The organism is Rhizobium sp. BK275 (assembly GCF_014193555.1).
GTDB lineage: Bacteria > Pseudomonadota > Alphaproteobacteria > Rhizobiales > Rhizobiaceae > Rhizobium.
Window position 1 is genome coordinate 466,268 of sequence record NZ_JACHZL010000002.1, and the last position, 22,737, is coordinate 489,004.

At 60.3% G+C, this 22,737-nt stretch carries 22 protein-coding genes, 2 tRNA genes and 1 riboswitch; of the genes, 13 read left to right on the forward strand and 11 right to left on the reverse strand.

Going from position 1 to position 22,737, the window contains the following annotated elements; all coding sequences use genetic code 11:
* Positions 1–19 precede the first annotated feature (19 nt).
* From pstC to phoB, 5 genes are all read left to right on the forward strand, one after another.
* Positions 20–1,501, forward strand: a complete 1,482-nt coding sequence (gene pstC, locus FHT82_RS08185; protein WP_183728230.1) for a phosphate ABC transporter permease subunit PstC — start codon at positions 20–22, stop codon at positions 1,499–1,501.
* Positions 1,498–2,820, forward strand: coding sequence for a phosphate ABC transporter permease PstA (gene pstA / locus FHT82_RS08190; protein WP_183728233.1), 1,323 nt, complete (start codon positions 1,498–1,500; stop codon positions 2,818–2,820). The genes pstC and pstA overlap by 4 nt, the downstream gene beginning before the upstream one ends.
* A gap of 14 nt (positions 2,821–2,834) precedes the next feature.
* Positions 2,835–3,650, forward strand: a complete 816-nt coding sequence (gene pstB, locus FHT82_RS08195; RefSeq protein WP_183728236.1) for a phosphate ABC transporter ATP-binding protein PstB — start codon at positions 2,835–2,837, stop codon at positions 3,648–3,650.
* Between the two features lie 44 nt (positions 3,651–3,694).
* Complete coding sequence (phoU, locus tag FHT82_RS08200; RefSeq protein WP_007821274.1) at positions 3,695–4,408, forward strand: phosphate signaling complex protein PhoU; 714 nt, start codon at positions 3,695–3,697, stop codon at positions 4,406–4,408.
* Positions 4,409–4,634: 226 nt separating this feature from the next.
* Positions 4,635–5,318, forward strand: a complete 684-nt coding sequence (gene phoB / locus FHT82_RS08205) for a phosphate regulon transcriptional regulator PhoB (RefSeq protein WP_004672768.1) — start codon at positions 4,635–4,637, stop codon at positions 5,316–5,318.
* Between the two features lie 127 nt (positions 5,319–5,445).
* On the opposite strand, the gene FHT82_RS08210 is transcribed toward phoB, so the two are convergent.
* A complete protein-coding gene (locus FHT82_RS08210) occupies positions 5,446–6,234 on the reverse strand; it encodes a pyrroline-5-carboxylate reductase (RefSeq protein WP_183728239.1) in 789 nt (262 codons plus the stop codon).
* A 281-nt stretch (positions 6,235–6,515) separates the two neighbouring features.
* Entirely contained in the window at positions 6,516–7,046 is a 531-nt protein-coding gene (locus FHT82_RS08215; RefSeq protein WP_183728242.1) for a GcrA family cell cycle regulator, read from the reverse strand.
* A gap of 424 nt (positions 7,047–7,470) precedes the next feature.
* Here FHT82_RS08215 and FHT82_RS08220 point away from each other — a divergent pair, with 424 nt between their 5' ends.
* The 3 genes from FHT82_RS08220 to FHT82_RS08230 all read left to right on the forward strand — a co-directional run bounded on the left by FHT82_RS08220 (position 7,471) and on the right by FHT82_RS08230 (position 10,717).
* Positions 7,471–8,670, forward strand: a complete 1,200-nt coding sequence (locus FHT82_RS08220; protein ID WP_183728245.1) for an aspartate aminotransferase family protein — start codon at positions 7,471–7,473, stop codon at positions 8,668–8,670.
* A gap of 45 nt (positions 8,671–8,715) precedes the next feature.
* Entirely contained in the window at positions 8,716–9,633 is a 918-nt protein-coding gene (argF, locus tag FHT82_RS08225; protein ID WP_183728248.1) for an ornithine carbamoyltransferase, read from the forward strand.
* 91 nt (positions 9,634–9,724) lie between these two features.
* Positions 9,725–10,717 carry an Hsp33 family molecular chaperone gene (locus FHT82_RS08230; protein ID WP_183728251.1) on the forward strand — a complete coding sequence of 331 codons (993 nt, stop codon included), beginning with the start codon at positions 9,725–9,727 and terminating at the stop codon, positions 10,715–10,717.
* Here FHT82_RS08230 and apaG read toward each other — a convergent pair whose 3' ends face one another.
* Complete coding sequence (gene apaG / locus FHT82_RS08235) at positions 10,718–11,110, reverse strand: Co2+/Mg2+ efflux protein ApaG (RefSeq protein WP_183728254.1); 393 nt, start codon at positions 11,108–11,110, stop codon at positions 10,718–10,720.
* Positions 11,111–11,297: 187 nt separating this feature from the next.
* Complete coding sequence (locus tag FHT82_RS08240) at positions 11,298–12,482, reverse strand: O-succinylhomoserine sulfhydrylase (protein WP_183728256.1); 1,185 nt, start codon at positions 12,480–12,482, stop codon at positions 11,298–11,300.
* A 46-nt stretch (positions 12,483–12,528) separates the two neighbouring features.
* A riboswitch (SAM riboswitch) is annotated at positions 12,529–12,607 on the reverse strand.
* Positions 12,608–12,679: 72 nt separating this feature from the next.
* Here FHT82_RS08240 and FHT82_RS08245 point away from each other — a divergent pair.
* Together FHT82_RS08245 and FHT82_RS08250 are read left to right on the forward strand one after the other, a co-directional pair.
* Complete coding sequence (locus tag FHT82_RS08245) at positions 12,680–13,774, forward strand: 2'-deoxycytidine 5'-triphosphate deaminase (RefSeq protein WP_183728259.1); 1,095 nt, start codon at positions 12,680–12,682, stop codon at positions 13,772–13,774.
* Positions 13,775–13,833: 59 nt separating this feature from the next.
* Positions 13,834–13,907: transfer RNA gene (locus FHT82_RS08250), tRNA-Gly, on the forward strand.
* A gap of 31 nt (positions 13,908–13,938) precedes the next feature.
* Here the strand turns inward: FHT82_RS08250 and FHT82_RS08255 are convergent.
* The gene (locus tag FHT82_RS08255; protein WP_183728262.1) at positions 13,939–14,112 is read right to left on the reverse strand and encodes a hypothetical protein; all 174 of its coding nucleotides are present in this window, start codon (positions 14,110–14,112) and stop codon (positions 13,939–13,941) included.
* Between the two features lie 130 nt (positions 14,113–14,242).
* Positions 14,243–14,309, reverse strand: a tRNA-Thr gene (locus FHT82_RS08260).
* A 117-nt stretch (positions 14,310–14,426) separates the two neighbouring features.
* Here FHT82_RS08260 and FHT82_RS08265 point away from each other — a divergent pair.
* Entirely contained in the window at positions 14,427–16,127 is a 1,701-nt protein-coding gene (locus FHT82_RS08265) for an ATP-binding protein (protein WP_183728265.1), read from the forward strand.
* Between the two features lie 145 nt (positions 16,128–16,272).
* On the opposite strand, the gene FHT82_RS08270 is transcribed toward FHT82_RS08265, so the two are convergent.
* Entirely contained in the window at positions 16,273–16,554 is a 282-nt protein-coding gene (locus FHT82_RS08270; RefSeq protein WP_183728268.1) for a hypothetical protein, read from the reverse strand.
* A 371-nt stretch (positions 16,555–16,925) separates the two neighbouring features.
* Between FHT82_RS08270 and FHT82_RS08275 the strand changes: the two genes are divergently transcribed.
* The gene (locus FHT82_RS08275; RefSeq protein WP_183728270.1) at positions 16,926–17,309 is read left to right on the forward strand and encodes a VOC family protein; all 384 of its coding nucleotides are present in this window, start codon (positions 16,926–16,928) and stop codon (positions 17,307–17,309) included.
* Between the two features lie 63 nt (positions 17,310–17,372).
* Here FHT82_RS08275 and FHT82_RS08280 read toward each other — a convergent pair whose 3' ends face one another.
* Positions 17,373–19,373 carry a methyl-accepting chemotaxis protein gene (locus tag FHT82_RS08280; RefSeq protein WP_183728274.1) on the reverse strand — a complete coding sequence of 667 codons (2,001 nt, stop codon included), beginning with the start codon at positions 19,371–19,373 and terminating at the stop codon, positions 17,373–17,375.
* A gap of 433 nt (positions 19,374–19,806) precedes the next feature.
* On the opposite strand from FHT82_RS08280, the gene FHT82_RS08285 reads away from it, so the two are divergent.
* Positions 19,807–20,682, forward strand: a complete 876-nt coding sequence (locus FHT82_RS08285) for a transporter substrate-binding domain-containing protein (protein ID WP_183728277.1) — start codon at positions 19,807–19,809, stop codon at positions 20,680–20,682.
* Between the two features lie 98 nt (positions 20,683–20,780).
* Here the strand turns inward: FHT82_RS08285 and FHT82_RS08290 are convergent, their stop codons facing one another.
* From FHT82_RS08290 to FHT82_RS08300, 3 genes are read right to left on the reverse strand one after another with little or no spacing between them, the layout of a single operon-like run.
* Complete coding sequence (locus tag FHT82_RS08290) at positions 20,781–21,194, reverse strand: tellurite resistance TerB family protein (RefSeq protein WP_007821246.1); 414 nt, start codon at positions 21,192–21,194, stop codon at positions 20,781–20,783.
* 48 nt (positions 21,195–21,242) lie between these two features.
* Positions 21,243–22,007 carry a thermonuclease family protein gene (locus FHT82_RS08295; RefSeq protein ID WP_183728281.1) on the reverse strand — a complete coding sequence of 255 codons (765 nt, stop codon included), beginning with the start codon at positions 22,005–22,007 and terminating at the stop codon, positions 21,243–21,245.
* An 11-nt stretch (positions 22,008–22,018) separates the two neighbouring features.
* Positions 22,019–22,687 (reverse strand): helix-turn-helix transcriptional regulator, encoded by a 669-nt coding sequence (locus FHT82_RS08300; RefSeq protein ID WP_183728284.1) that lies wholly within the window; start codon positions 22,685–22,687, stop codon positions 22,019–22,021.
* Positions 22,688–22,737: the final 50 nt, after the last annotated feature.

Genomic DNA, 22,737 nt, shown 5'->3' on the forward strand with positions numbered 1-22,737 from the left:
GGGCCTGGGGACGTAACGAATGAGCACATCCATCATACTCTTGTGCCTGGTGGTGATCGGCGCCGTTGCCTATGTGGCCGCGCGCAGCCGCGCCAACGCGCTTTCCGGAGGCAGGTCTGCTGCCCTGCATTCGCGGCCGGCCTATTATGGCTCCTATGCCGCGATCTGGGCTGTTCTGCCTTCCCTGATCGTCCTCTGTGCCTGGCTGGCTGTCAGCCCCGGCATCATATCCTCCTCCGTTCGCGGCACCTTTCCCGATGACGTGAAGGCGCAACCGGCCGTCCAGCAGGACCTCGCCTACAGCATGGTCGCCACGGTTGCCCGCGGCATGAACCTGCTGACGTCGGATGAGGTTTCCTCCCTGTCGAGCAATCCCGCCGGTCTGCAGGCAAAGCTCAGCGAGAAGGGCGTACCGCTCGCCGGCGAGCCGCAGCCCTATATGATCGCCGCTGCAAAGACCCTGAACGCGGAGAGCATGACGAGCCGCCTCATCATGACGGCGATCGTGCTGCTGATCTCCGTTGCGGGCGCTTTCTACGCGCTGCGCTCCGTTGCTCCGCGCTTCCGCGCCCGCAACCGTGTCGAGCGCGTCATGCTCTGGGCGCTGCTCGTCGCCTCCTCCATCGCCATTCTGACGACGATCGGCATCGTGCTCTCGATGCTGTCGGAAGCGACCCGCTTCTTCGCGGTCATTCCCTTCGCCGACTTCTTCTTCGGAACGGTTTGGGATCCGCGCTTTGCCGGTGCAGGCAGCTCCTCCTTCGGTCAGTTCGGCCTCATCCCGCTGCTGCTCGGTACGCTCTATATCGGCTTCGTCGCCATGCTCGTTGCCGTGCCGGTCGGTCTCTTTGCCGCCATCTACATGGCCGAGTATGCCTCCCCGAGGGTGCGTTCGCTTGCCAAGCCGCTTCTCGAAGTGCTGGCCGGCATTCCGACCATCGTCTACGGCTTCTTTGCCCTCGTCACCGTCGGCCCGTTCCTGCGTGATTTCTCGGCGCAGATCAGCGGTCTCCTGACCGGCAACTATGCGAACTTCATCCAGGCGCAGAGCGTCATCACCGCAGGCATCGTCATGGGCATCATGCTGATCCCTTACGTTTCCTCGCTGTCGGACGATATCATCACCGCAGTTCCGCGGGCGCTCCGCGACGGCTCGCTCGGTCTCGGCGCCACCCGCTCCGAAACCATCAAGAAGGTCGTCCTGCCGGCAGCACTTCCGGGCATCGTCGGTGCTTTGCTGATGACCGCTTCGCGCGCCATCGGCGAAACCATGATCGTCGTGCTGGCCGCCGGTGTCGCCGCCCGTATCCAGATCAATCCCTTCGAGCCGATGACGACCGTGACCGTCAAGATCGTCAACCAGCTGACCGGCGACCTTGAGTTCACCTCGCCGCAGACGCTGGTTGCCTTCGCCCTTGGCATCACGCTGTTCTGCATCACGCTTTGCCTCAACATTTACGCGCTCTACATCGTGCGCAAATACCGGGAGCAGTACGAATGACGAATATTGTTTCCCCCGTCGCCGGCGTCAGCGTTTCCACGGCGCCCGCGCGTCGCGATATCGGCATCAAGCGCCGCTACGCTGCCGAGCGCCGGTTCCAGGCCTATGGCATCGCAGCCATAGCATTCGGCCTCGTCTTCCTCTTCATTCTGCTTTGGACGGTTATCAGCAACGGCTATACCGCCTTCCAGCAGACCGCGATCACGCTGCCGATCGAGTTCACAGAGAAGACGATCGACCCCGATAACAAGCGCGCGACCGATCCTTCGGTTCTGATCGCCGCCAACTATCCGGTTCTGCTGCGTGATGCGATCGTCAAGCAGCTCGGCATCAATGCCTCGAGCCGTCCTGACGTGCGCGATGCCTCCGCCATGCTGTCCAAGGGTGCGCCCATTCAGCTGCGCGATATGGTCGTCGCCGACCCCCAGATCATCGGCAAGACCGTCAATGTGACGGTGCTGGCCGACGCCAATATCGACAGCGCCAACAAGGGCCAGATCGACCTTACGGTCGATGAGAAGAACCGCAAGGTCAACGACAAGCAGGTTGCCTGGATGAACGAGCTGAAGGCGAGCGGCGCTCTCCACAAGCAGTTCAACACAGGCCTCTTCGTCAACGGCAATTCCAGCCGTCCGGAAGCTGCAGGTCTCGGCGTCGCTCTCATCGGCTCGCTCTACCTGATGCTGATCGTTCTCGTCCTTTCGCTGCCGATCGGTGTCGCCGCTTCGATCTACCTCGAGGAATTTGCGCCGAAGAACAAGCTGACGGACCTGATCGAGGTCAACATCAACAACCTCGCAGCCGTTCCGTCGATCGTCTACGGTCTGCTCGGCCTGTCGGTCTTCATCAACTTTGCCGGCCTGCCGCGTTCGGCATCGCTGGTCGGCGGCCTGGTGCTGACCCTGATGACGCTGCCGACGATCATCATCGCCACCCGCGCGGCTCTGCGCGCCGTGCCGCCGTCGATCCGCGCGGCCGCACTCGGCCTCGGTGCCTCGAAGATGCAGATGGTGTTCCACCATGTGCTGCCGCTCGCAATGCCCGGCATCCTGACCGGAACGATCATCGGCCTTGCCCACGCACTCGGTGAAACCGCGCCGCTGCTCTTGATCGGCATGGTCGCCTTCGTCGCCCAGGCGCCGACCACGCCGCTCGATCCTTCCACCGCACTTCCGGTGCAGGTCTACATGTGGGCCAACGAAGCCGAGCGCGCCTTCGTGGAAAGAACCTCGGGTGCCATCATCGTCCTGCTCCTGTTCCTGATCGTCATGAACCTCGGAGCTATCCTCTTGCGTCGTCGCTTTGAGCGCCGCTGGTAAACGGAGTAAAGATCATGAACATGTTGACGGAAGCCGCAGTCGAGAAGGCGCTGGACCAGAAAATGAACAACGTCCCGTATAAGATGATCGGTCAGGATGTCTCCGTTTATTACGGAGAGAAGCGCGCGCTTTTCGATGTCAATCTGAACATCCGCGAAAACACGGTGACCGCCCTGATCGGCCCGTCGGGCTGCGGCAAGTCCACCTTCCTGCGTTCGCTGAACCGCATGAACGACACGATCGACGGCTGCCGCGTCACCGGCAAGATCACGCTCGACAGCGATGACATCTACGATCCCGATATCGACGTCGTCGAACTCCGCGCCCGCGTCGGCATGGTGTTCCAGAAGCCGAACCCGTTCCCGAAGTCGATCTATGAGAACGTCTCCTACGGCCCGCGCATCCACGGCCTCGCCAAGTCCAAGGCAGACCTCGACCAGATCGTCGAGACGAGCCTGCAGCGCGCCGGCCTCTGGAACGAAGTCAAGGACCGCGTGCATGAATCGGGTACCGGCCTTTCCGGCGGTCAGCAACAGCGTCTGTGTATCGCACGCGCTGTCGCCGTCAGCCCGGAGGTCATCCTGATGGACGAGCCCTGCTCGGCGCTCGACCCGATCGCGACTGCAAAGGTCGAAGAGCTGATCCACGAGCTGCGTGAAAACTACACCATCGTCATCGTGACGCATTCCATGCAGCAGGCCGCCCGCGTATCGCAGCGTACGGCCATGTTCCACCTCGGCAACCTGGTCGAGGAAAACGATACCGACAAGATGTTCACCAATCCGGACGATCCGCGCACCCAGGACTATATCATGGGCCGGTTCGGCTGATTTTGGCGATGTGAAGCCTTCCCGATTTTCGAGGACAACGCCCCATGGCATCGACACATATTTTTTCCGCCTATGACGACGATCTGAAATTCCTGTCCCGGCGCATTTCCGAGATGGGGGGCCTTGCCGAACAGATGGTCGGCGAGGCCGTTCGCGCCCTGGTCAACGGCGATACCGCCTTGGCTCAGAAGGTCATTTCCGACGACGTGATCCTTGATCACGCCGAGCGTGAGATCAACGACAAGGCGATCGTCACGATCGCCCGTCGCCAGCCGATGGCCTCCGACCTTCGCGAGATCATGGGTTCGATCCGCATCGCCGCCGACCTCGAGCGCGTCGGCGACCTCGGCAAGAACACCGCAAAGCGCGTCATCGCCGTCCAAAGCACCGGCGTTCCGCGCAAGCTCGCCCGCGGTCTCGAGCATCTCTCCGAACTGGCGCTCGTCCAGCTCAAGGAAGTGCTCGACGTCTACACGACGCGGTCCGCTGACAAGGCCAAGTCCATCCGCGAACGCGACGACGAGATCGACGCGATGTACACCTCGCTGTTCCGCGAACTCCTGACCTACATGATGGAAGATCCGCGCAACATCACGAGCTGCACGCATCTTCTCTTCTGCGCCAAGAACATCGAACGCATCGGCGACCATGCGACCAACATCGCCGAGACGATCTACTACATGGCGACCGGCGCCCAGCCGGAGGGCGAGCGTCCGAAGGACGACAGCTCCAATACCGTCGGTGCGGTAACGGAGTAATCCTGATCCGCCGATTGCATGCGCGTCCCATGCGGGGCGCGCCAAAGCATGTCGCGCAAAAGTGTGCAGCGGTTTTGCGATAACGACATGCGAAAAAAGCTTAAAGCGCGGCAGCGAATCCGAATGATCGCGACACGCTTTAAGTGCAGCCAATTCCGAGTTCCTGCATGATCCCTTGCTTAAATCACCCCCGGTTTAAGGATCATGCATTAGGAGACTGACACGCATGATCCCAAGAGTTGCAGTTGTTGAAGATGAAGAGGCGCTGAGCGTGCTTCTCCGCTACAACCTCGAAGCGGAAGGTTTCGAGGTGGATACGATCCTTCGTGGCGACGAGGCCGAAATCCGGCTTCAGGAGCGCACGCCGGACCTGCTCATCCTTGACTGGATGCTGCCGGGTGTTTCCGGTATCGAGCTCTGCCGCCGGCTGCGCATGCGGCCGGAGACCGAACGTCTGCCGATTATCATGCTGACGGCGCGCGGCGAAGAGAGCGAACGCGTTCGCGGTCTCTCGACTGGCGCGGACGACTATGTCGTCAAGCCCTTCTCCACGCCGGAACTCGTTGCCCGCGTCAAGGCGATGCTGCGTCGTGCTCGTCCGGAGGTTCTTTCCAGCGTTCTGAAGTGCGGGGATATCGAGCTCGATCGCGAAACCCATCGCGTTCATCGCAAGAGCCGCGAAGTCCGCCTCGGCCCGACCGAATTCCGCCTGCTCGAATTCCTGATGTCGTCGCCGGGCAGGGTCTTCTCCCGCTCGCAGCTTCTGGATGGCGTCTGGGGCCACGATATCTATGTGGACGAGCGCACGGTCGACGTCCATGTCGGCCGCCTGCGCAAGGCGCTGAACTTCTCCAACATGCAGGATGTCATCCGCACCGTTCGTGGCGCGGGATATTCCATGGAAGCCTGATCCGAGTGATCGGAGGTCCAGACGGGTCGCTCGCTTGCCGGGCGGCCCGTTTGTCTATTCGGCACCCCCAGCTTCTTGTGAAAGCCGACACCAGGCGCCGAAAGCCAACCTCGAGAGGATCTGCCTTCTACAGACGGATGCGCACAAGAATTCGATCAAGAGCCTTTTGCAGAGCCGCCGCGCCGCCAAACGCGCGAAAGTCTTCGAGCACCTGTTCATTCAATCCGCCCTTGGTCGAATGCTCGTCGATGAGTTCATCGAAACTCGCGACAGGTTTTGAACGGGCAGCATGGGCGAGGCCGGAAAACAATTGACGGAGGTAGGCGTCGCCAGCCGTTCCCGAGAGCCCCTTGCTCTGTAGCCAGGTCGACGTCGCGTCCAGGATGCCGAAATAGGTGGCCATCAGGCAGCTCGCCACCGCGAGAAGTTCGAACTCCTGCTTGTCTTCAACCTGGATCGCCGTTCCGAGCGCCGAAAAGAGGGTGTGGGAAACCTCGTCGGGCGGGTAGATCGCGGTCGCCCCCTGGAGATCTGCGACGAACGGAAGTGGAATTGCCAGGCTCAGGCGAACCGGCTGATCGATCCACGCCAGCAATTGATCCATGGGCGTGGCCGCGACAAAGCTGATGACATGGTGGCCCGGCCGAAATCGGAGCGAGCGGATGACCTCCTCGGCAATTTGCGGCCTCACTGCCAAAAATACGAGATCGGAGCGGTCGAGAACATCCTGGTTGCCCACAGCGATCGTTACATTCCGGTTTGCCGCCGCAAGGCGGGCGGCGACGCCTGCGCTGCGCGGTGACAGCACGATCGGTGTGTCGCGAAACGCTGTCTTGCCCAATCCGGTGACGACGGCCTCGGTAATCGTGCCCGTCCCGACGAACCCCATTGTCATCTGCTTTGGATCGATCTCCATTGGCACCCCTAAGCGACTGTTTTCGCCGCGCTGCTCGACGAGAATACCGCATCTGTATCAGAAAATTGCGTTACAGCGCCATGACCGCCTTCCATGCCTGTTGAGGGCTGAAACGCCTTGATGGCGTTGGCTGCATGGTGAACGGTCGGCAAGGATCAGTCTCCGGCAGATAGTCGTGGCCACGAGCCGTTTTCCAGCCCTGCTATCCCAGAAAAAAATTACCCCTCCGCGCATCGGCGAGGAGGGGTGACGGTACGTTGCGTCTGTTGGAAAATCGCAGATCAGCCGACCCGGACTGCCTTGCGGCGCTCGCTCACCGGCTGGTAGGCCATGCGCTGATGATAGTTGCAATAGGGCGATGAATCCGGGGAGTCACAGCCGCAGAAGTAGAAGTCGTCCTTCATCGGATCGCCGACCGGCCACTTGCAGGTGCGCTCCGTCAGTTCCGTCAGGCCGAGGCGGCGGGAGATCGGCACGACCACGTTCTTGGCCGGCACATATTCCATTTCCTCGACCGTTTCGATCTCGATCTCTTCCTTCAGGACAGTTGCGCCCTGCTGGCGGGTAACGGTGCGGGTGGTGATGCGAGACGCATAGTTCGGGGCGCGGGGAGCCGAGGTATTGCGCTTCGGTGCACGCGCAGCGGTTGCCGTGCCGCCGGCCTTGGCGCGGCCGGGAAGACTGAGCCGGTGAACCTTGCCGATGACAGCGTTTCTACTGACGCCGCCAAGCTGCGCAGCGATCTGGCTGGCGCTCAGCCCTTCCGACCAAAGCTTCTTGAGCTTCTCGACACGCTCGTCTGTCCAGTTCATTGCCCTGTCTCCGCCTTTCGCGTTGGTGACGGCAGAATCCCTCACCGTTGCCCCGGAAGCCTCCGAAGCAAGAAACGCCTGATCAATTTTGGTGACTAGTTCCGCCGCATGCAGTCTAGTAATTGAACTTTAACCTAGTGTGAGCCTGACTCTGTGACAAGAGTCGCAGGAATCCGATGAATCCGAATTCGTAGTTTTCCCCAACTTGCTTCCCGGGAGAGTCATTTCTGCAACATTAGCTGTTGATAGACCTGTAAAGCCGAATACGGGCTTGACGCATGCGCTAAATCCTCAGTTTTGTTGACATTGCAGTGCGAAAAGTAAATAGTGGTTCAGGCCGCCGAAAGGCGGCATTTTTAATTTTTCGGACCTGGTTTTCTTAGCCGGAGTCCGGTGCCCCGGAACCTGATCAGGAGATCGCGCCATGGCTGAAGCCTCGCCGCTTTATGACACCTATTCTCGTGCCCCGTTGCGGTTCGAGCGAGGTGAAGGCGTCTGGCTGATCACCGAAACCGGCGAGCGATATCTGGATTTCGGAGCAGGCGTTGCCGTCACATCAGTGGGGCATGGCAATCCGCATGTCGTGGCCGCGCTCAAGGATCAGGCTGACAAGGTCTGGCACCTTTCGAACGTCTATGAGATCCCCGGCCAGGAGAAGCTTGCCAGGCGGCTGACGGATGCCACCTTCGCTGACAAGGTGTTCTTCACCAATTCCGGCGCCGAGGCTCTGGAATGCGCGATCAAGACGGCGCGCCGATACCAGTTCTCCAAGGGCCATCCCGAGCGCTTCCATATCATTACCTTCGAAGGCGCTTTCCACGGCCGGACGCTGGCGACCATCGCCGCTGGTGGCCAGGAGAAATATCTCGAAGGTTTCGGCCCGAAGACCCCCGGTTTCGACCAGGTGCCCTTCGGCGATATCGAGGCTGTCCGCGCCGCGATCACTGAAAACACGGCCGCCATCCTCATCGAGCCCGTGCAGGGCGAGGGCGGTGTCCGCCCGGCGACGTCAGAATTCATGAAAGCGCTCCGCCAGCTCTGTGACGAGCACGGCCTGCTGCTGATCCTCGATGAGGTCCAGACAGGTGTCGGCCGCACCGGCAAGCTTTTCGCCCATGAGTGGTCGGGTATCACGCCTGATATCATGGCCATCGCCAAGGGTATCGGCGGCGGCTTCCCGCTCGGCGCCTGCCTTGCAACGGCAGAGGCTGCTTCGGGCATGAAGGCCGGCACGCATGGCTCAACCTATGGCGGCAACCCGCTTGCCATGGCTGTCGGCAGCGCGGTGCTGGATATCATCCTGGCCGACGGCTTTCTGCAGCATGTGCGTGATGTTACCCTCATCTTCCGTCAGGGCCTTGCCTCGCTCAAGGATCGTTATCCTGACGTAATCGAGGATGTCAGGGGCGAAGGTCTGCTGCTCGGCATCAAGGCCGCTGTTCCCTCGGCTGAGCTGTTACAGGCGATCCGCGCAGCACATCTTCTGGCAATCCCAGCGGGCGACAACGTCATCCGTCTGCTTCCGCCGCTGGTCGTAACCGCAGAGGAGGCGCGCGAAGGGATTTCCCGCATCGAGCATGCCGCCGAAAGCATCCGCGCCGCCAAGGTCAAGAAGACCGCTTGAAAGGACAATGCCCCGCCCGCTGGCGGGCGTAGCAGGTAACGAACGATGGCTTCCCCCAAACACTTCCTCGATCTCTCCGCAGTCACCACATCCGACCTCAGAACCATCATGGATGACGCCAAGCTGCGAAAGCAGGCATTCAAGGCCGGTACGGCTGACAAGCCGCTCGCCGGCAAGATGCTGGCCATGATTTTCGAGAAGCCGTCGACCCGAACCCGCGTCTCCTTCGATGTCGGCATGCGCCAGCTCGGCGGCGAAACGCTGTTCCTGTCGGGTACCGAAATGCAGCTCGGCCGCGCCGAGACGATCGGCGACACCGCCAAGGTTCTGTCGCGCTATGTCGATGCGATCATGATCCGCACGACCGAGCACAGCCGTATGCTGGAGCTCGCCGAGCATGCCACGGTGCCCGTCATCAACGCGCTGACGGACGATACCCATCCCTGCCAGATCATGGCCGATGTCATGACCTTCGAAGAGCATCGCGGCCCGATCAAGGGCAAGACGATCGCCTGGACGGGCGACGGCAACAACGTGCTGCATTCCCTGGTGGAAGGAGCCGCCCGTTTCGGCTACCGCATGAACATGGCCGTACCCCTTGGTTCCGAGCCGAAGGATCACTATCTGAATTGGGCCCGCAATGAGGGCGCCGAAATCATGCTTTACCATGATGCTGACCGTGCGGTCGCCGGCGTCGATTGCGTGGTGACCGATACCTGGGTCTCAATGAATCAGGAACATCGGGCTCGCGGTCACAATGTCTTCCAGCCTTATCAGGTCAACGCGCATTTGATGGCGCAGGCCGGCAAAGACGCATTGTTCATGCATTGCCTTCCCGCTCACCGCGGTGAGGAGGTGACGGACGAGGTGATCGACGGCCCGCAATCCGTGGTCTTCGATGAAGCGGAAAACCGTCTTCATGCGCAGAAGTCGATTCTTGCTTGGTGCCTGGGCGCGATCTGAACCATAATCGGATGTCGCGAGTCCAAAACTCGCGGCTGCGCAAGCAGCCGGCGCGCTAGCCGGCTGCTCTGACAAAACAGGAGTGAAAGCCATGGCAGAAGCTGCCGCCGCCCTCGGCGAGTTCGATTTCGCCGGCGATGACCATGTCGTCCCTTTCCAAGTCGAAGGGCTTGATGTGCGCGGTCGCGCCGTCCAGCTCGGTCCGATGCTGGATTCGATCCTCGAACGCCATCACTATCCGACGCCCGTCGCCCGCCTTCTGGCGGAAGTGGTGGTGCTCACGGTGTTGCTCGGCACATCGCTGAAGTTCGACGGCAAATTTACCGTCCAGACCAAGAGCGACGGCCCTGTCGATCTGCTCGTCGCCGATTTCTCGACGCCGGAAAACGTCCGGGCCTATGCCCGCTTCGATCAGGCCCTGCTCGACAAGGCGATTGCGGCAGGTGAAACCGAGCCGGAACAGCTTCTGGGCAAGGGCGTGCTCGCCTTCACCATCGACCAGGGCAAGTTCAGCCAGCCCTATCAGGGCATCGTGGCACTTGACGGTACCTCGCTGGAAGACATTGCCGGCGTCTATTTCCGCCAATCGGAGCAGATCCCGACGCGTGTGCGCCTTGCCGCCGCCGAGCTCTTCGATCGTGACGATCATGGCAAGCCGCGTCACCGCTGGCGGGCAGGGGGCCTCGTTGCCCAGTTTCTGCCGGAAGCGCCGGAGCGTATGCGTCAGGCCGATCTTCACGGCGGCGATGGCGATACGGGCGAACGCGCTCATCTCGAGGACGATGCCTGGGCGGAAGCCCGCTCGCTCGTCGAAACCGTGGATGCCGATGAACTGACCGATCCGCTGGTCGGCACTGAACGCCTGCTGTTCCGCCTTTTCCACGAACGCGGCGTGCGCGTCTACGACCCGCGCGCGGTCTTCGACCGTTGCAGCTGTTCGCGGGAAAAGATCGGCAACGTGCTGAAGGGTTTCAGTGCCGAGGAAGTAGAGGAAAGCCAGGAAAACGGCGAGATTGCCGTGACCTGCGAATTCTGCTCGACCACCTATCGCTTCCCGGTGAACGAGGTTGCACCGGCGGAGTGATCAGTTGAGTACCCGCAGCAGGCCGGGTGAATCCAAGGAGAAGGCGGGTATGTCGACATCGAACAACTCGCCTTCGTCTGTCTCCATCTGATAGTGGCCGAACATCAGGCCGGATGGCGTATCCAGCGGACAGCCGGATGAATATTCATAGGTATCGCCCGGCTGCAGCCGCGGCTGCTCGCCGACGACGCCGGGGCCGCTGACCTCGTCGATCTGCCCGTTCTGGTCGGTGATATTCCAGTAGCGGTTGACGAGACGCACGGCTATGTCGGAGTTGTTGGCGATCACGACGCGGTAACCCCAGACATAACGATCGTCGTCCGGATCGGATTGCTCCTCCAGATAAAAGGGTTCGACAACCACTTCGATGTCTCGTGTGAGGGCGCGATACATGCCTTACACCTTAGTCAAGATATGTTACCCGTATCTTATAAGAGGCCCCATCCGTCAAGAAACGGGACAGTGATCGCGGCCCCGCCACCCCGGTTAGGCGGTCTTTCGTTCATTAAGCCTAACTCTCAGTGTTAATTTCAAGGCAAATGCCACGGCCGGGGTGCTTTCCGCGGCCGTGGTTTGATGATCAGGCCGAAACTTTGGCGAGCGCGCGGGCGAAATCCTCAAGGAGATCATCCGTGTCTTCGATGCCGGCCGAGAGGCGCACCGTGCCCGGCGAAATGCCGAGTTCGGCGCGGGCCTCGTCCGTCAGGTTCTTGTGCGTCGTCGTGGCCGGATGAGTGATCAGGCTCTTGGAGTCGCCGAGATTGTTGGAGATCTTCACGATCTCAAGCGCGTTCTGCAGCGCAAAGGCCGCTTCCTTGCCGCCCTTCAGCTCGAAGCAGACGAGCGTCGAGCCGCCCGACATCTGCTTGGCGATGATATCGGCCTGCGGATGGTCCTTGCGGCCGGGATAGATGACCTTGGCGACCTTGCCCTGATCGGCGAGGAAATCGGCGATATCAGCCGCATTCTGCGTCTGCTGCTTGACGCGCAGCGGCAGCGTTTCGATACCCTTCAGGAGTGTCCAGGCATTGAAGGGCGACATGGCCGGGCCGGTGTGGCGGAAATAGTCGTGCAGGTTCTCGTCGATCCATTCCTTGTCGGAGAGAACCACGCCGCCGAGGCAGCGGCCCTGGCCGTCGATGTGCTTGGTCGCGGAATAGACGACGATATGCGCGCCGAGTTCCAGCGGCTTCTGGAAGAGCGGCGTTGCAAAGACGTTGTCGACGACGACCTTGGCGCCGATCTGGTTGGCGAGCTTGGCGACACCGGCAATATCGACTACTTCCAGCGTCGGGTTGGTCGGGCTTTCCAGGAAGAACACCTTGGTCTTCGGCGTAATCGCCTTTTCCCAGTTTTCGAGGTAGCGGCCGTCGACCAGCGTGCAGTCGATGCCGTATTTCGGCGCCAGCGTCTCGACCACCCAGCGGCAGGAGCCGAAGAGGGCACGCGCTGCAACGATGTGATCGCCGGCCTTCAGCTGGCAGAGAATGGCGGCGGTGACGGCGGCCATGCCGGAAGCCGTGGCGCGGGCATCTTCAGCGCCTTCGAGCGCGCACATGCGCTTTTCGAACATGTCATTGGTGGGGCTGCCATAGCGCGCGTAGATGAAACCTTCGGTCTCGCCCTTGAAGCGCGCTTCGGCCGCTTCGGACGTATCGTAGACGAAACCCTGCGTGAGATAGATTGCCTCTGAAGTCTCGCCGTACTGCGAGCGCAGCGTTCCGCCGTGGACGAGTTGGGTTGCCGGGCGCCAGGTCTTGCTCATGCCATCACCACTTTCAAACAACAAAAAAACCGGCCGCAAATGCAGACCGGTTTTCAACCCGGTCTTTTTAGCCACTTATTTAACGTGGCTGCAAGCCGACCGGCCAAATCACCACGGGATAAATTTGCAATACTGCCGTTCTGCGCTTGCGTCAATTCCCCGACTTTGGTTTTGTCGGCGGCAAATTAGGATGGAGCATGATGGCTCGCGATACTGGAATTCTGGCCGACCGCGCGATTTCCGCGCTGTTTGAAACGGGGCGTCTTCAAAGCGAGCGCGAGCTGGATCGTGACCAGATCCAGCCCGCAAGCCTGGATCTGCGGCTGGGCGCCAAGGCTTTCCGGGTCCGCGCCAGCTTCATGCCCGGCCCGTCCCATCTCGTCTCCGACAAGCTCGACCGGCTGAGCCTGCATGTCATCGACCTCAGCGAAGGCGCGGTGCTGGAAACCGGCTGCGTCTACATCGTGCCGCTGATGGAGCGCCTCGATCTGCCGGCCGACATGTCGGCTTCGGCCAATCCCAAAAGCTCGACCGGCCGGCTCGATATCTTCACCCGCGTCATCACCGATTACGCGCAGGAGTTCGACAAAATCCCGGCCGGCTATTCCGGCCCGCTCTATCTCGAAATCAGCCCGCGCACTTTTCCCATCGTCGTGCGCCGCGGCTCGCGCCTGTCGCAGATCCGCTTCCGTGTTGGCCACTCGGTTCTCGGCGAGCCCGAGCTTCTGAAGTTGCACGCAACGGAAACGCTCGTCGCCGCCAAGCAGCCGAACGTCTCCGGCGGCGGTATCGCGCTGTCGATCGATCTGACGGGCGACGATGAAGGCCTGATCGGTTATCGCGGCAAACACCACACGGCCGTCGTCGATGTCGACAAGAAGGCTCAGCACGATATCTTCGATTTCTGGGAGCCGCTCTATAGCCGCGGCCGTAACGAGCTGATCCTCGATCCGGATGAATTCTACATTCTCGTCTCGCGTGAGGCCGTGCATGTTCCCCCGCAATATGCGGCGGAAATGACGCCCTTCGATCCGCTCGTCGGCGAATTCCGCGTCCACTATGCCGGCTTCTTCGATCCCGGCTTCGGCCATGCGCCCGCCGGCGGGCGCGGCAGCCGCGCCGTGCTGGAAGTGCGCAGCCACGAAGTACCCTTCATCCTCGAAGACGGCCAGATCGTCGGCCGCCTGATCTATGAGCATATGCAGGAACAGCCGTCGAGCCTCTATGGTTCGGGTCTCGGCTCCAACTATCAGGCGCAGGGCCTCAAGCTTTCGAAGCATTTCCGCATTTGACGTGCGGTAATGCCGCGACTTGACAGCGGCGGCCATCTGTTGGAAGTCTCAAGCGGTTGGCGGGTGTAGCTCAATGGTAGAGCAGCAGCTTCCCAAGCTGAATACGAGGGTTCGATTCCCTTCACCCGCTCCAGCAACTTCAATAACTTAAGTATATCGGCGTTTCACTTGCGTGACTCGGCGCGGGCCTCGGCAATTTTGCGATTTTGCTCAAGTCCGTCGCCGCGGCTGTACTTTTTCGTCATCTTGACGGTCGTGTGAGTGGCCAGATTGCTGGCCATTTCCAGCGACCCCGTTGCCTCGACGGTCTCCGAAACGGCGCCTGCGCGCGTATCCATAGACCAGACATTGTTGGGTACGCCGGCAGCGTCGGTGCAATTCGCGATCTGTTCCGAAGTCTTATGCCGTTTTGCGCTGATTGGCCAGACTATAACCAACAGATTTCTGTCTGATTTTATTGATGAAAACTGGTGCTGCCGAGTGGGATTGAACCACCGACCTCACCCTTACCAAGGGTGTGCTCACCAGTTTAGATTGGCGAGTTGGGAATTTTGAAAATTGCATCCGGCGTGAGTTGACGATGCGGTAATGTTTTTTCAGCAATAACTCTAAGTTGCCTCGTTCCGTATTTCCAACCGACTGAGTTCCAAAAATGAAGATCAAAACCTTCAGCTTCTCCGGCCATCCCGGAATCGGAGACCTCCAACTAGACTTTACTGATCAGAACGGAGTGCCGTTTAACACTATCGTGCTTGCTGGGGGGAACGGATCGGGCAAGACCGCTATCCTTGAAGCCTTATACCTCTGCTTTCAGGGAAGCTATAACAGGAATCTAGGTGACGTTGAGCTTCGAATAATCCTGGAGGACAGCGAAGCGTCAAAGTTAGCGGGCCTTTTTCAAGGATTTCCAATCGGTGCAAGAGAGCTTTTGCTGCTGTGGCGCTCGACGGAGCCGGACCTCAACAAGGCTTATTTCTTCACGGTCTACCACCCAGATGGTCGCCCCATAACCCACAATAGGTGGTTGGATAATGCTCAGTTCAGGGGGCTTCTTAAGACGTTTTACAGCCCGGCCGAGACGTCATTTCAAGGTGGGAGCCCCGATGCCGTTACGGCGTTGTCCATCGACACAGAAGTCAGGGTGTCAAGGGCTGGCGGCGGAGCAGAAATTGCGCAGCTCCTAGTCGATATCAGGGCAGCTGACGCTGAAGACGTCGCGCAGTGGGTCGGAGACAACCCGGGCCAAGCACCAGCTCGTGAAACGCTAGAACCCCGTTTTGCACGGTTTCGCCGAGCGTTCGAATATATGTTTCCGACCAAGCGATTTAGAGGCGTCCGCCGCCATGAGCAAAAGTTGATAATCGAGTTTGAAGAGTTTGGTCGGACGACGCCAATCGACAATCTTAGCACGGGAGAAAAGCAGATCGTTTTTCGGGCCGGATTTTTGCTCAGAGACTTGGCAGCCACAGACAACGCTATCGTTCTAATCGATGAGCCAGAACTTAGCCTGCATCCAGAATGGCAGGCTCGCATTCTTGGTTTTTATGAGACTCTGTTGACCAAAAGCGATGGGACGCGTCCACAGATTTTGATCGCGACTCATTCCCCTTTCATTGTTCACGGAGCAGCAAATGCCAAAACCGTAATTCTACAGAAGAATTTTGCCGACGGAACAGTCTCGGAGATGGAGGCGCCTGTTTACCCCGGGATACAGCGCTCCCAAGCGGTTGCTGCGTTTAATATCGACGGGTTCCTGGCCGCAGCGACTAAGCCAATGCTGGTGCTAACTGAAGGCGAAAGTGACGCTAGTATCCTCTATACCGCATGGGAAAAACTCTATCCTGGCAAAACGCGGCCTTTCGAAGCGCGAGCGGCACTTGGCGTAAAAAACCTAAATACGACGCTTGCCGATGATCAGCTGAGTACGAAGCTGAAAGGCCGAATTGTTGTGGGCCTTTTTGATTTTGATACAGCGTATGATCAATGGAAAGGTCTTTGGAAAAGAGCGTCTACCACGCTACAGGACGCTGGATCGGGACTTCTAAAGCGACACGCAAATGGCGCTAGCTGGGCAATGCTGTTACCCGTTCCATCCTTCCGCAAGGACTATGCATCAGTAGATCTCGGGGGACGTTCCATCCTTTCGATAGAGTTTCTTTTCGATCCCTTGCGGATACCGACCCATATGCTTGGAGCCACTGGTTTGGCGCTTGGTCAAGAGACCCCATTCTTCAAAGACGGATACAAAAACGAATTCGCGGAATTAGTACACGGCTTCCCGTCTGAGGATTTCGCGGCATTCAAGCTAATTTTCGATGCTTGGGGAAAGATACTCGAAAGCCGATTTGATTGAGTATCCCGTTTTCTCCGCGTTTCAAACCCTCGCCGAGTTTACCCGGCGAGGGGCAGCTTTAGTGAAACGCCGCCTTGATTTTGCTCGAAGCTTCCCAAGCTGAATACGAGGGTTCGATTCCCTTCGCCCGCTCCAGCTTCCCTCCTCAATCGCGTCCGAAAATATTGATCGGTCGGTACTGGCGGTGCGCGATCGCCAGCGAACGGTCCGGACGGATGATATAGGTTTCCTCGACCTGCCGGCCGTACTGGTCGATGAAATTGTGCGGGAAGGTCGATCCAATCGGCGACTTTGTCAGTTTCGTGCGCGGCTGGCCGTTATAGGTGATGCTGCCCGGAATGGGCTCGATGCCGGGGCCGGTATAGTCGACGGTGGTGCAGCCGGCGAGCGCCAGCGCGCCGATGAGGCTAAATGCGATCAGTTTCATATCCGGAGCCTTTCTGTCCGCGGCACGGTGTCATTGTACCGCAAATCGCGGAAAGCTCATGACACAAACGGCACGCATGTCTTCAACCCTTCGAGAAGAGCTTTAGTAACGGTCGCCATCGGTCTGACTTCGCTCCTCTGAAGCCCCTCGACCGACCTTATTGCCGCTTTCGGCTCGATCTGCTAAAGCGGCAATGTCGAAAAAGGCAGGACCGGATAAGGTAAGCCCGGTCCCTCCCATCATGGGAAGCTCTGCTCCGTGTTTCACACGAGAACCCGCGACGTGGCCTGCATGCGAATGCGGGGTCCCGGCGGCATGCGGAGCGTTAGACGACGTACTCCTCCGGGATTTTATTCTCAAAGGAGACAGTCATGCGTTTGAACCATCTTGATTTCTACGTGCCCGATATCGCCGCTACGGCGGATTTCTTCCTGCGTTATTTCGGTCTGGAATTGCGGGAGATGAGCGAACGGGTCGGCCGGGCGATCCTCTACGATGACCAAGGCACGGAGGTCGTTCTCAGTCGCCCGTTGTCAAAATTCGCCGGCGCCGATCAGGTCGAACTCGAGTGGCAAACCTATCATCTCGGTTTTATCCTTGCTGAAAGGTCCGATGTCGACCGGCTTCATGGCCGCCTGGCAGCGGACGGCGCCACTGTTTCAGGACCGCCTTCCGCTATTCGCGGCGGCTGGCTCTTCTATTGCGCCGCGCCCGGCAACATTCTTGTCGAAGTCGGCTGGCGTCCACCACTCTGAACAGAGACCTGAAACGAAAATGGGCGGCCGGAGCCGCCCATTCTCATTCGATCAATCTCTTGCTCAGAATTCCGTCCAGTCGGCTTCCTGGTTGCTGGCAGGGGCGGCGGCATTGCTCACGCCGAAGGCACTGGCGAGCTTCTGGCCCAGCGCGCGGGCTGGCGAAGCCTTCGGGCGTGCCGTGCTTTCGGCAACACGCACCGGGGCTCTGGCGGCCGGCCGTGCGGCAGCACGCGATGCGGTCGATGTCGTCTGGATCGGCGCGCTTGCAACGAAGCCGCCGGTGCCCGTCAGGCGGAACTGGCCGAGCAGGTTGTTGAGCGCTGTCGCTTCCGTTGCAAGGCTGTGGCTTGCCGCGGTGGATTCCTCGACCATCGCCGCATTCTGCTGCGTGCTCTGATCCATGCTGTTGACGGCGGTATTGATCTCCTGCAGTCCGATCGACTGCTCGCGGGCAGCTTCGGCAATCGCGTGGACGTGCTGGTTGATTTCCTGCACCTCGTGGACGATCGCATCAAGCGCCTTGCCCGTTTCGCCGACGAGCGAGACGCCAGTCTGCACATGCGTGCCTGACGTGGTGATCAGCGCCTTGATTTCCTTGGCGGCGTTTGCGGAGCGCTGGGCAAGTTCGCGGACTTCCTGGGCGACGACCGCAAAACCCTTGCCGGCTTCACCGGCGCGCGCAGCTTCGACACCGGCGTTGAGCGCCAAGAGGTTCGTCTGGAAGGCGATATCGTCGATAACGCCGATGATATTGCTGATCTCGACGGAGGACTGCTCGATCTGATGCATCGCAGCGACAGCCTTACGGACGACGTCGCCGGATTTCTCGGCACCAAGGCGAGTACGGGCGACGAGTTGGCTTGCCTCTTCGGCCCGCTTTGCCGCGTCCTTTACCGTCGTCGTGATTTCTTCAAGGGCTGCTGCCGTTTCTTCGACGGAAGCGGCCTGCTGCTCGGTGCGCTTCGAAAGCTCGTCGGCGGACGACCGGATCTCATTGGCGCCGGCGCTGATGGCGCGGGCATTGGAGCCGACCGTGTTCATGGTCTCGTTGAGCTTTTCGACCGAGTTGTTGAAGTCCTGGCGCAGCGCGTCGAGATGCGCGACGAAAGGTGTTTCGATATGCGAGACGAGGTCGCCCGCCGAAAACCGGCGCAGCCCGTCGCCGAGTGCATTGACCGCGCGTTCCAGATCGGCTGCTTCCGCGGCTTTCTGTGCTTCGCGTTCGCGGCGCTCGCTGTCGCTGAGGCTGCGATCGGCTTCGGCGCGGGCTTCGAGTTGTATGCGTTCGATCGCATTGTCGCGGAAGACCGAGACGGCCTCCGCCATTTTGCCGATTTCGTCGCGACGGTCGAGGCCGGCGATTTCGCTGTCCGTGTCACCCTCTGCCAGGCCGGTCATGCGCTCGCGCAGCTTTGCCATAGGGGTCGTGATGCCAATCTGGGCGACGACGATGCTGAGACCGATGGCACTGACGACGGCTAGGCCGATCAAGGCAAAGCAGAGGTTGATGCGATCGTTGACGGAAGCCGAGAGCGCGTCGCCGCCGTCATTGAGCATCGCCATCATCGCATCGTTGTTGGCGATCATCTTCGGCGTCAGCGCGTTGAGCTTGGCATTGATCAGAGCGACGTTCGCCAGCGCGCCGGCGCTGTCTTTGGCCTTGCTCTGCTCGACGATCTTGTTCGCCAGAGTTTCGATTTCATCGATGCCGGCCTGGATTTCATCGATCGCGGCCTTGCGGCTGGGCACAAGCGTCAGCGCCTGATTCATGCGATCGCGTGCCTGCGGCAGCTTGCTCGGTGTAGCGAGTGCCGTTTGGAATGCCGGCGTATCGGGCTTCATGTTGGCAAGCAGGCTCACCTGCAGCACCGAGGCGACGGCCGACGCGCTGGCGCGCGCGCTCTGCATCGAGGCCAGCGCCTCATGATCGATGAAGGCGCTGTAGGCCGCGTCCGCTCGGCGGAACTCGGAGATGACATAGATCAGTCCGGCTATCGTGATGAGCCCTAGGAGCGCCACGACCGATATGATTTTTGTGCGGATTTTCAGATGTTTCAGCATGGAGTTACCCGATTGGCCGAGCGTGTTGCGGACCCGGTGCTTTTGAAATCATTTATTGTAGAACGATTCTTCGGTATTGCGCTGGGGGATACCTTAAGAGGTTCGACATGTGCATCATGCGGTCGGCCGGAGGGGTCGATGTCGTCGCGACAAATAAGATGGGATATTGCTTAATTCCAAGCTAACGGGGGCGTGCGATTCCTATTAATTTCAGGGGCTCGGTTGTTATCCCCGTATAGATTGCAAAAATACAGTCTATGCTGAATGTCCGGGCGGCTTGTATAGGGGCTTGCTCTTGAAGAGGCCGCTTTGAGGACCGGGGCCTTTTCGTTTCGCTGCTTGCGACGCGGCTCGGCCATATTCCCCGATGGGGTTGATTCTGTTACATCTCGGCCGAGCGGCAGGCTCGCGTGTAATCTCTAGGCAGGTCATAATGGTGCAGTCTAAACCGGCGTTTCTGGCTTCCGGAGGAATTTTAATCCTTTGCCTGGTCTCGATTGTATTGCTTTCGGCTTTTTCTGTTTTTGCGCAGCAATCCGGCTCGTCCGTGCCGCTGCTCTTCGATTCCCGTGAACGCCTGGCCAAGCCCGACCTCTCCTCGCTCGTGCGCCTGCGTTTCCTGACCTCGGTGGACTTTCCGCCCTTCAATTTTACGGACCAGAACGGCAAGCTCTCCGGCTTCAACGTCGATCTCGCCCGCGAGATCTGTTCCGAGCTGGAGATTGCGGACAAGTGCCAGATCCAGGCGCTGCCCTTCGCCGACCTGCAGAAGGCGCTTGCCGGCTCGCAGGGCGATGCCGTCATCGCAGGCCTTGCCGTCACGCCGGAGCTGCGCCGCGAGTTCCTCTTCTCCCGTCCCTATCTGATGCTGCCGGCCCGCTTCGTGCGCAACACGGCGGCCGCCGTGACCGGAACGACGGCTGCCGGCCTCGCCGGCCATTCCGTTGGCATCGTCAAGGGCACCGTTCACGAGGCGATGCTCGCGGCCTTTTTCCCGGCCATCAAGGCTCAGCCTTTTGACAACAAGGAAGCGCTGTTGACGGCCTTGAAGGAGCGGAAGGTCGATGCTGCCTTTGCCGATGCGCTGCAGCTTTCCTTCTGGGTGGCGTCGCCCGCTTCGGACAAATGCTGTGCCCTGTTCGACGGTCCCTATATGTCGGAGCATTTCCTGGGCGAGGGAATGACGATCATGCTGCGCCAGAACGACAGTGTGCTGACGGCAGCAATCGACCATGCGCTGGCAACGCTCTCGCGCAATGGCCGCCTGCAGGAGATTTATCTGCGTTATTTCCCTTACGGTCTCTACTAAAGCGCGTCGCGATCTCCAAGATTCGCTTGTCGCGCTTTAGGTTCTTGTTTTCGCATGTCGTTATCGCAAAACCGCTGCACACTTTTGCGCGACATGCTTTAACCCTTGCGGAAACGGGCGATTGCGCTGCGCTCGATGGCAGCACAGGTCAGCTTGTCGAGGCCGAGACGGTCGCGCAGCAGGCTGAGCAGCCGCAATTCTTCGGCCTTGACGGAAAGGTCGGCGGAGGCGACTTCGACTGCCAGCGCATAGGCGGTGTCGTAGAGACGGGCAGGCAGCGTGTCGCGAACGGTCTCCAGCACCACATCCAGCCCTTCCGGACCGGCCAGCAGCGAGGCGCAGTCACGGGCGATGGAAATCAGATTGTCGTCGTCGAAATCGCGGAACACCGGCAGGAAGCCGATGAGCTGGCCGATCCTCTCCATTTCCCGGTCGTTCATAGTGCTGTCGACGGCGGATGCCATCACCATCACATAGATCAGCGCGTCATGGGCGGAAAGCGGCTTGTTCATGTCTGATTCCCTCTTCGATGAGCGGAGATTAGGAATTGGCGGTCTCTATTACAAGGGAGCGGCGGTTTCGGGTCTAGGCACCGCCGCCGGCCTGCGGCGCGGATCCTCGCCGTGAATGCCTTCCTTCGCTTGCTTTGCCTTTTCACCGGCGGCGGCAAGCGGCGAGCCCGGCTGTGCTTCCGCCCAGCCATTTTCCACCAGCCATGTGCCGATATCCTGCTGCCCCAGGCGGCAGGCGGCGCTTGCCATGTCTTTCCATGCATCGGAAGGCAGGTCGCAATCGATCGCGCGATTGCGCAGGAAAAGCCGCAGCGCCGTCTTCGCCATCATGCCGCACGGCCACTGCTTGCCCTCGGAGCCGCAACTCTTGTCGGCGGGCGTCGCAATGATGCCGGTAATCTGCAGCCGGCGTTTGCCGAAGGAAAGGAGGCCGGCGTTTTCCACCGTCGGCCGTAACAGCTCAACACTATCTTTTCCAGCAGCTGTGGCCGGCGACGTCTCGGCGGGTGCCGCTTCGCTCTGCGCCGTTTCGTTCGCTGTCGCATTTCCGGAGGGAGGCGGGGAGGGGGCCGCGCCCGGCTCGGCTGCCGCAGGCTCTGTTGCCCGGGCAATCAACGCCGCATCCTCGTCCGTGAGCGATGCAGGCGGTTTCATCCTATCGGTATCCGCATCGGGCAACTCGGCGGTCACGCTTCCGGCATCTGCGTCAGGTGCCGCTCCGTCACCGCTGTTGAGCCGCGCTTGCCCGGCCAGCAGCAGGCCGGTCACGATCGCCATCCCCGCGATACCTGTGATGAAGGCTGCAGGGCGCATGGATTATTTTCCTATTGGCTGGCCCAGATGATGCGGGCAATCCATTCGACGTCGGAAAGCTCGATCGTCCGGTTGGGATGTTCGGGATTGAGCGACAACAGCTCGATGGAGCGCGGGCTCTGGCGCAACAGCACCTTGGCCATGACTTCGCCCTCGCGTGTCTTGACGACGACACGGTCGTTGCGGCGCACCTGCGCGCCGGGCTCCACGATCAGCACATCGCCGTCGCGATAGAGCGGCATCATGCTCTCGCCCTGCACTTCCAGCGCATAGACGCCAGCCTTCTGCGAGGGACCAGCCGGAAATTCCACCACGTCCCAGCCCTGACCTGCCGGAAAGCCACCATCGTCGAAAAAGCCGCCAGCGCCCGCCTGCGCAAAGCCGAGCAGGGGAATGGAGCTTCCCCGCGACGCAAAAATACCGTCCGGCAAGCTGGCGGCGGCGGCACCCGCCGGCCGCATGAAGCCCATGAATTGCTCCATGCTCGCCCCCGTCGCCTCCAGCACCTTGGCGATGGATTCCGTCGAAGGCCAGCGCAGGCGTCCATCCGCCGAAAGTCGCTTGGATTTATTGAAGGAGGTCGGATCGAGTCCCGCCCGCCGCGCAAGACCCGACGGCGTCAGGTCATGCCGTTCGGCAAGCCCGTCGATCGCTCCCCAGATCTGGTCATGTGACAGCATATGCGTCCGGTTCCGCGGTCCATCCGGCCGCTTTCTATCGCCGGCAGATT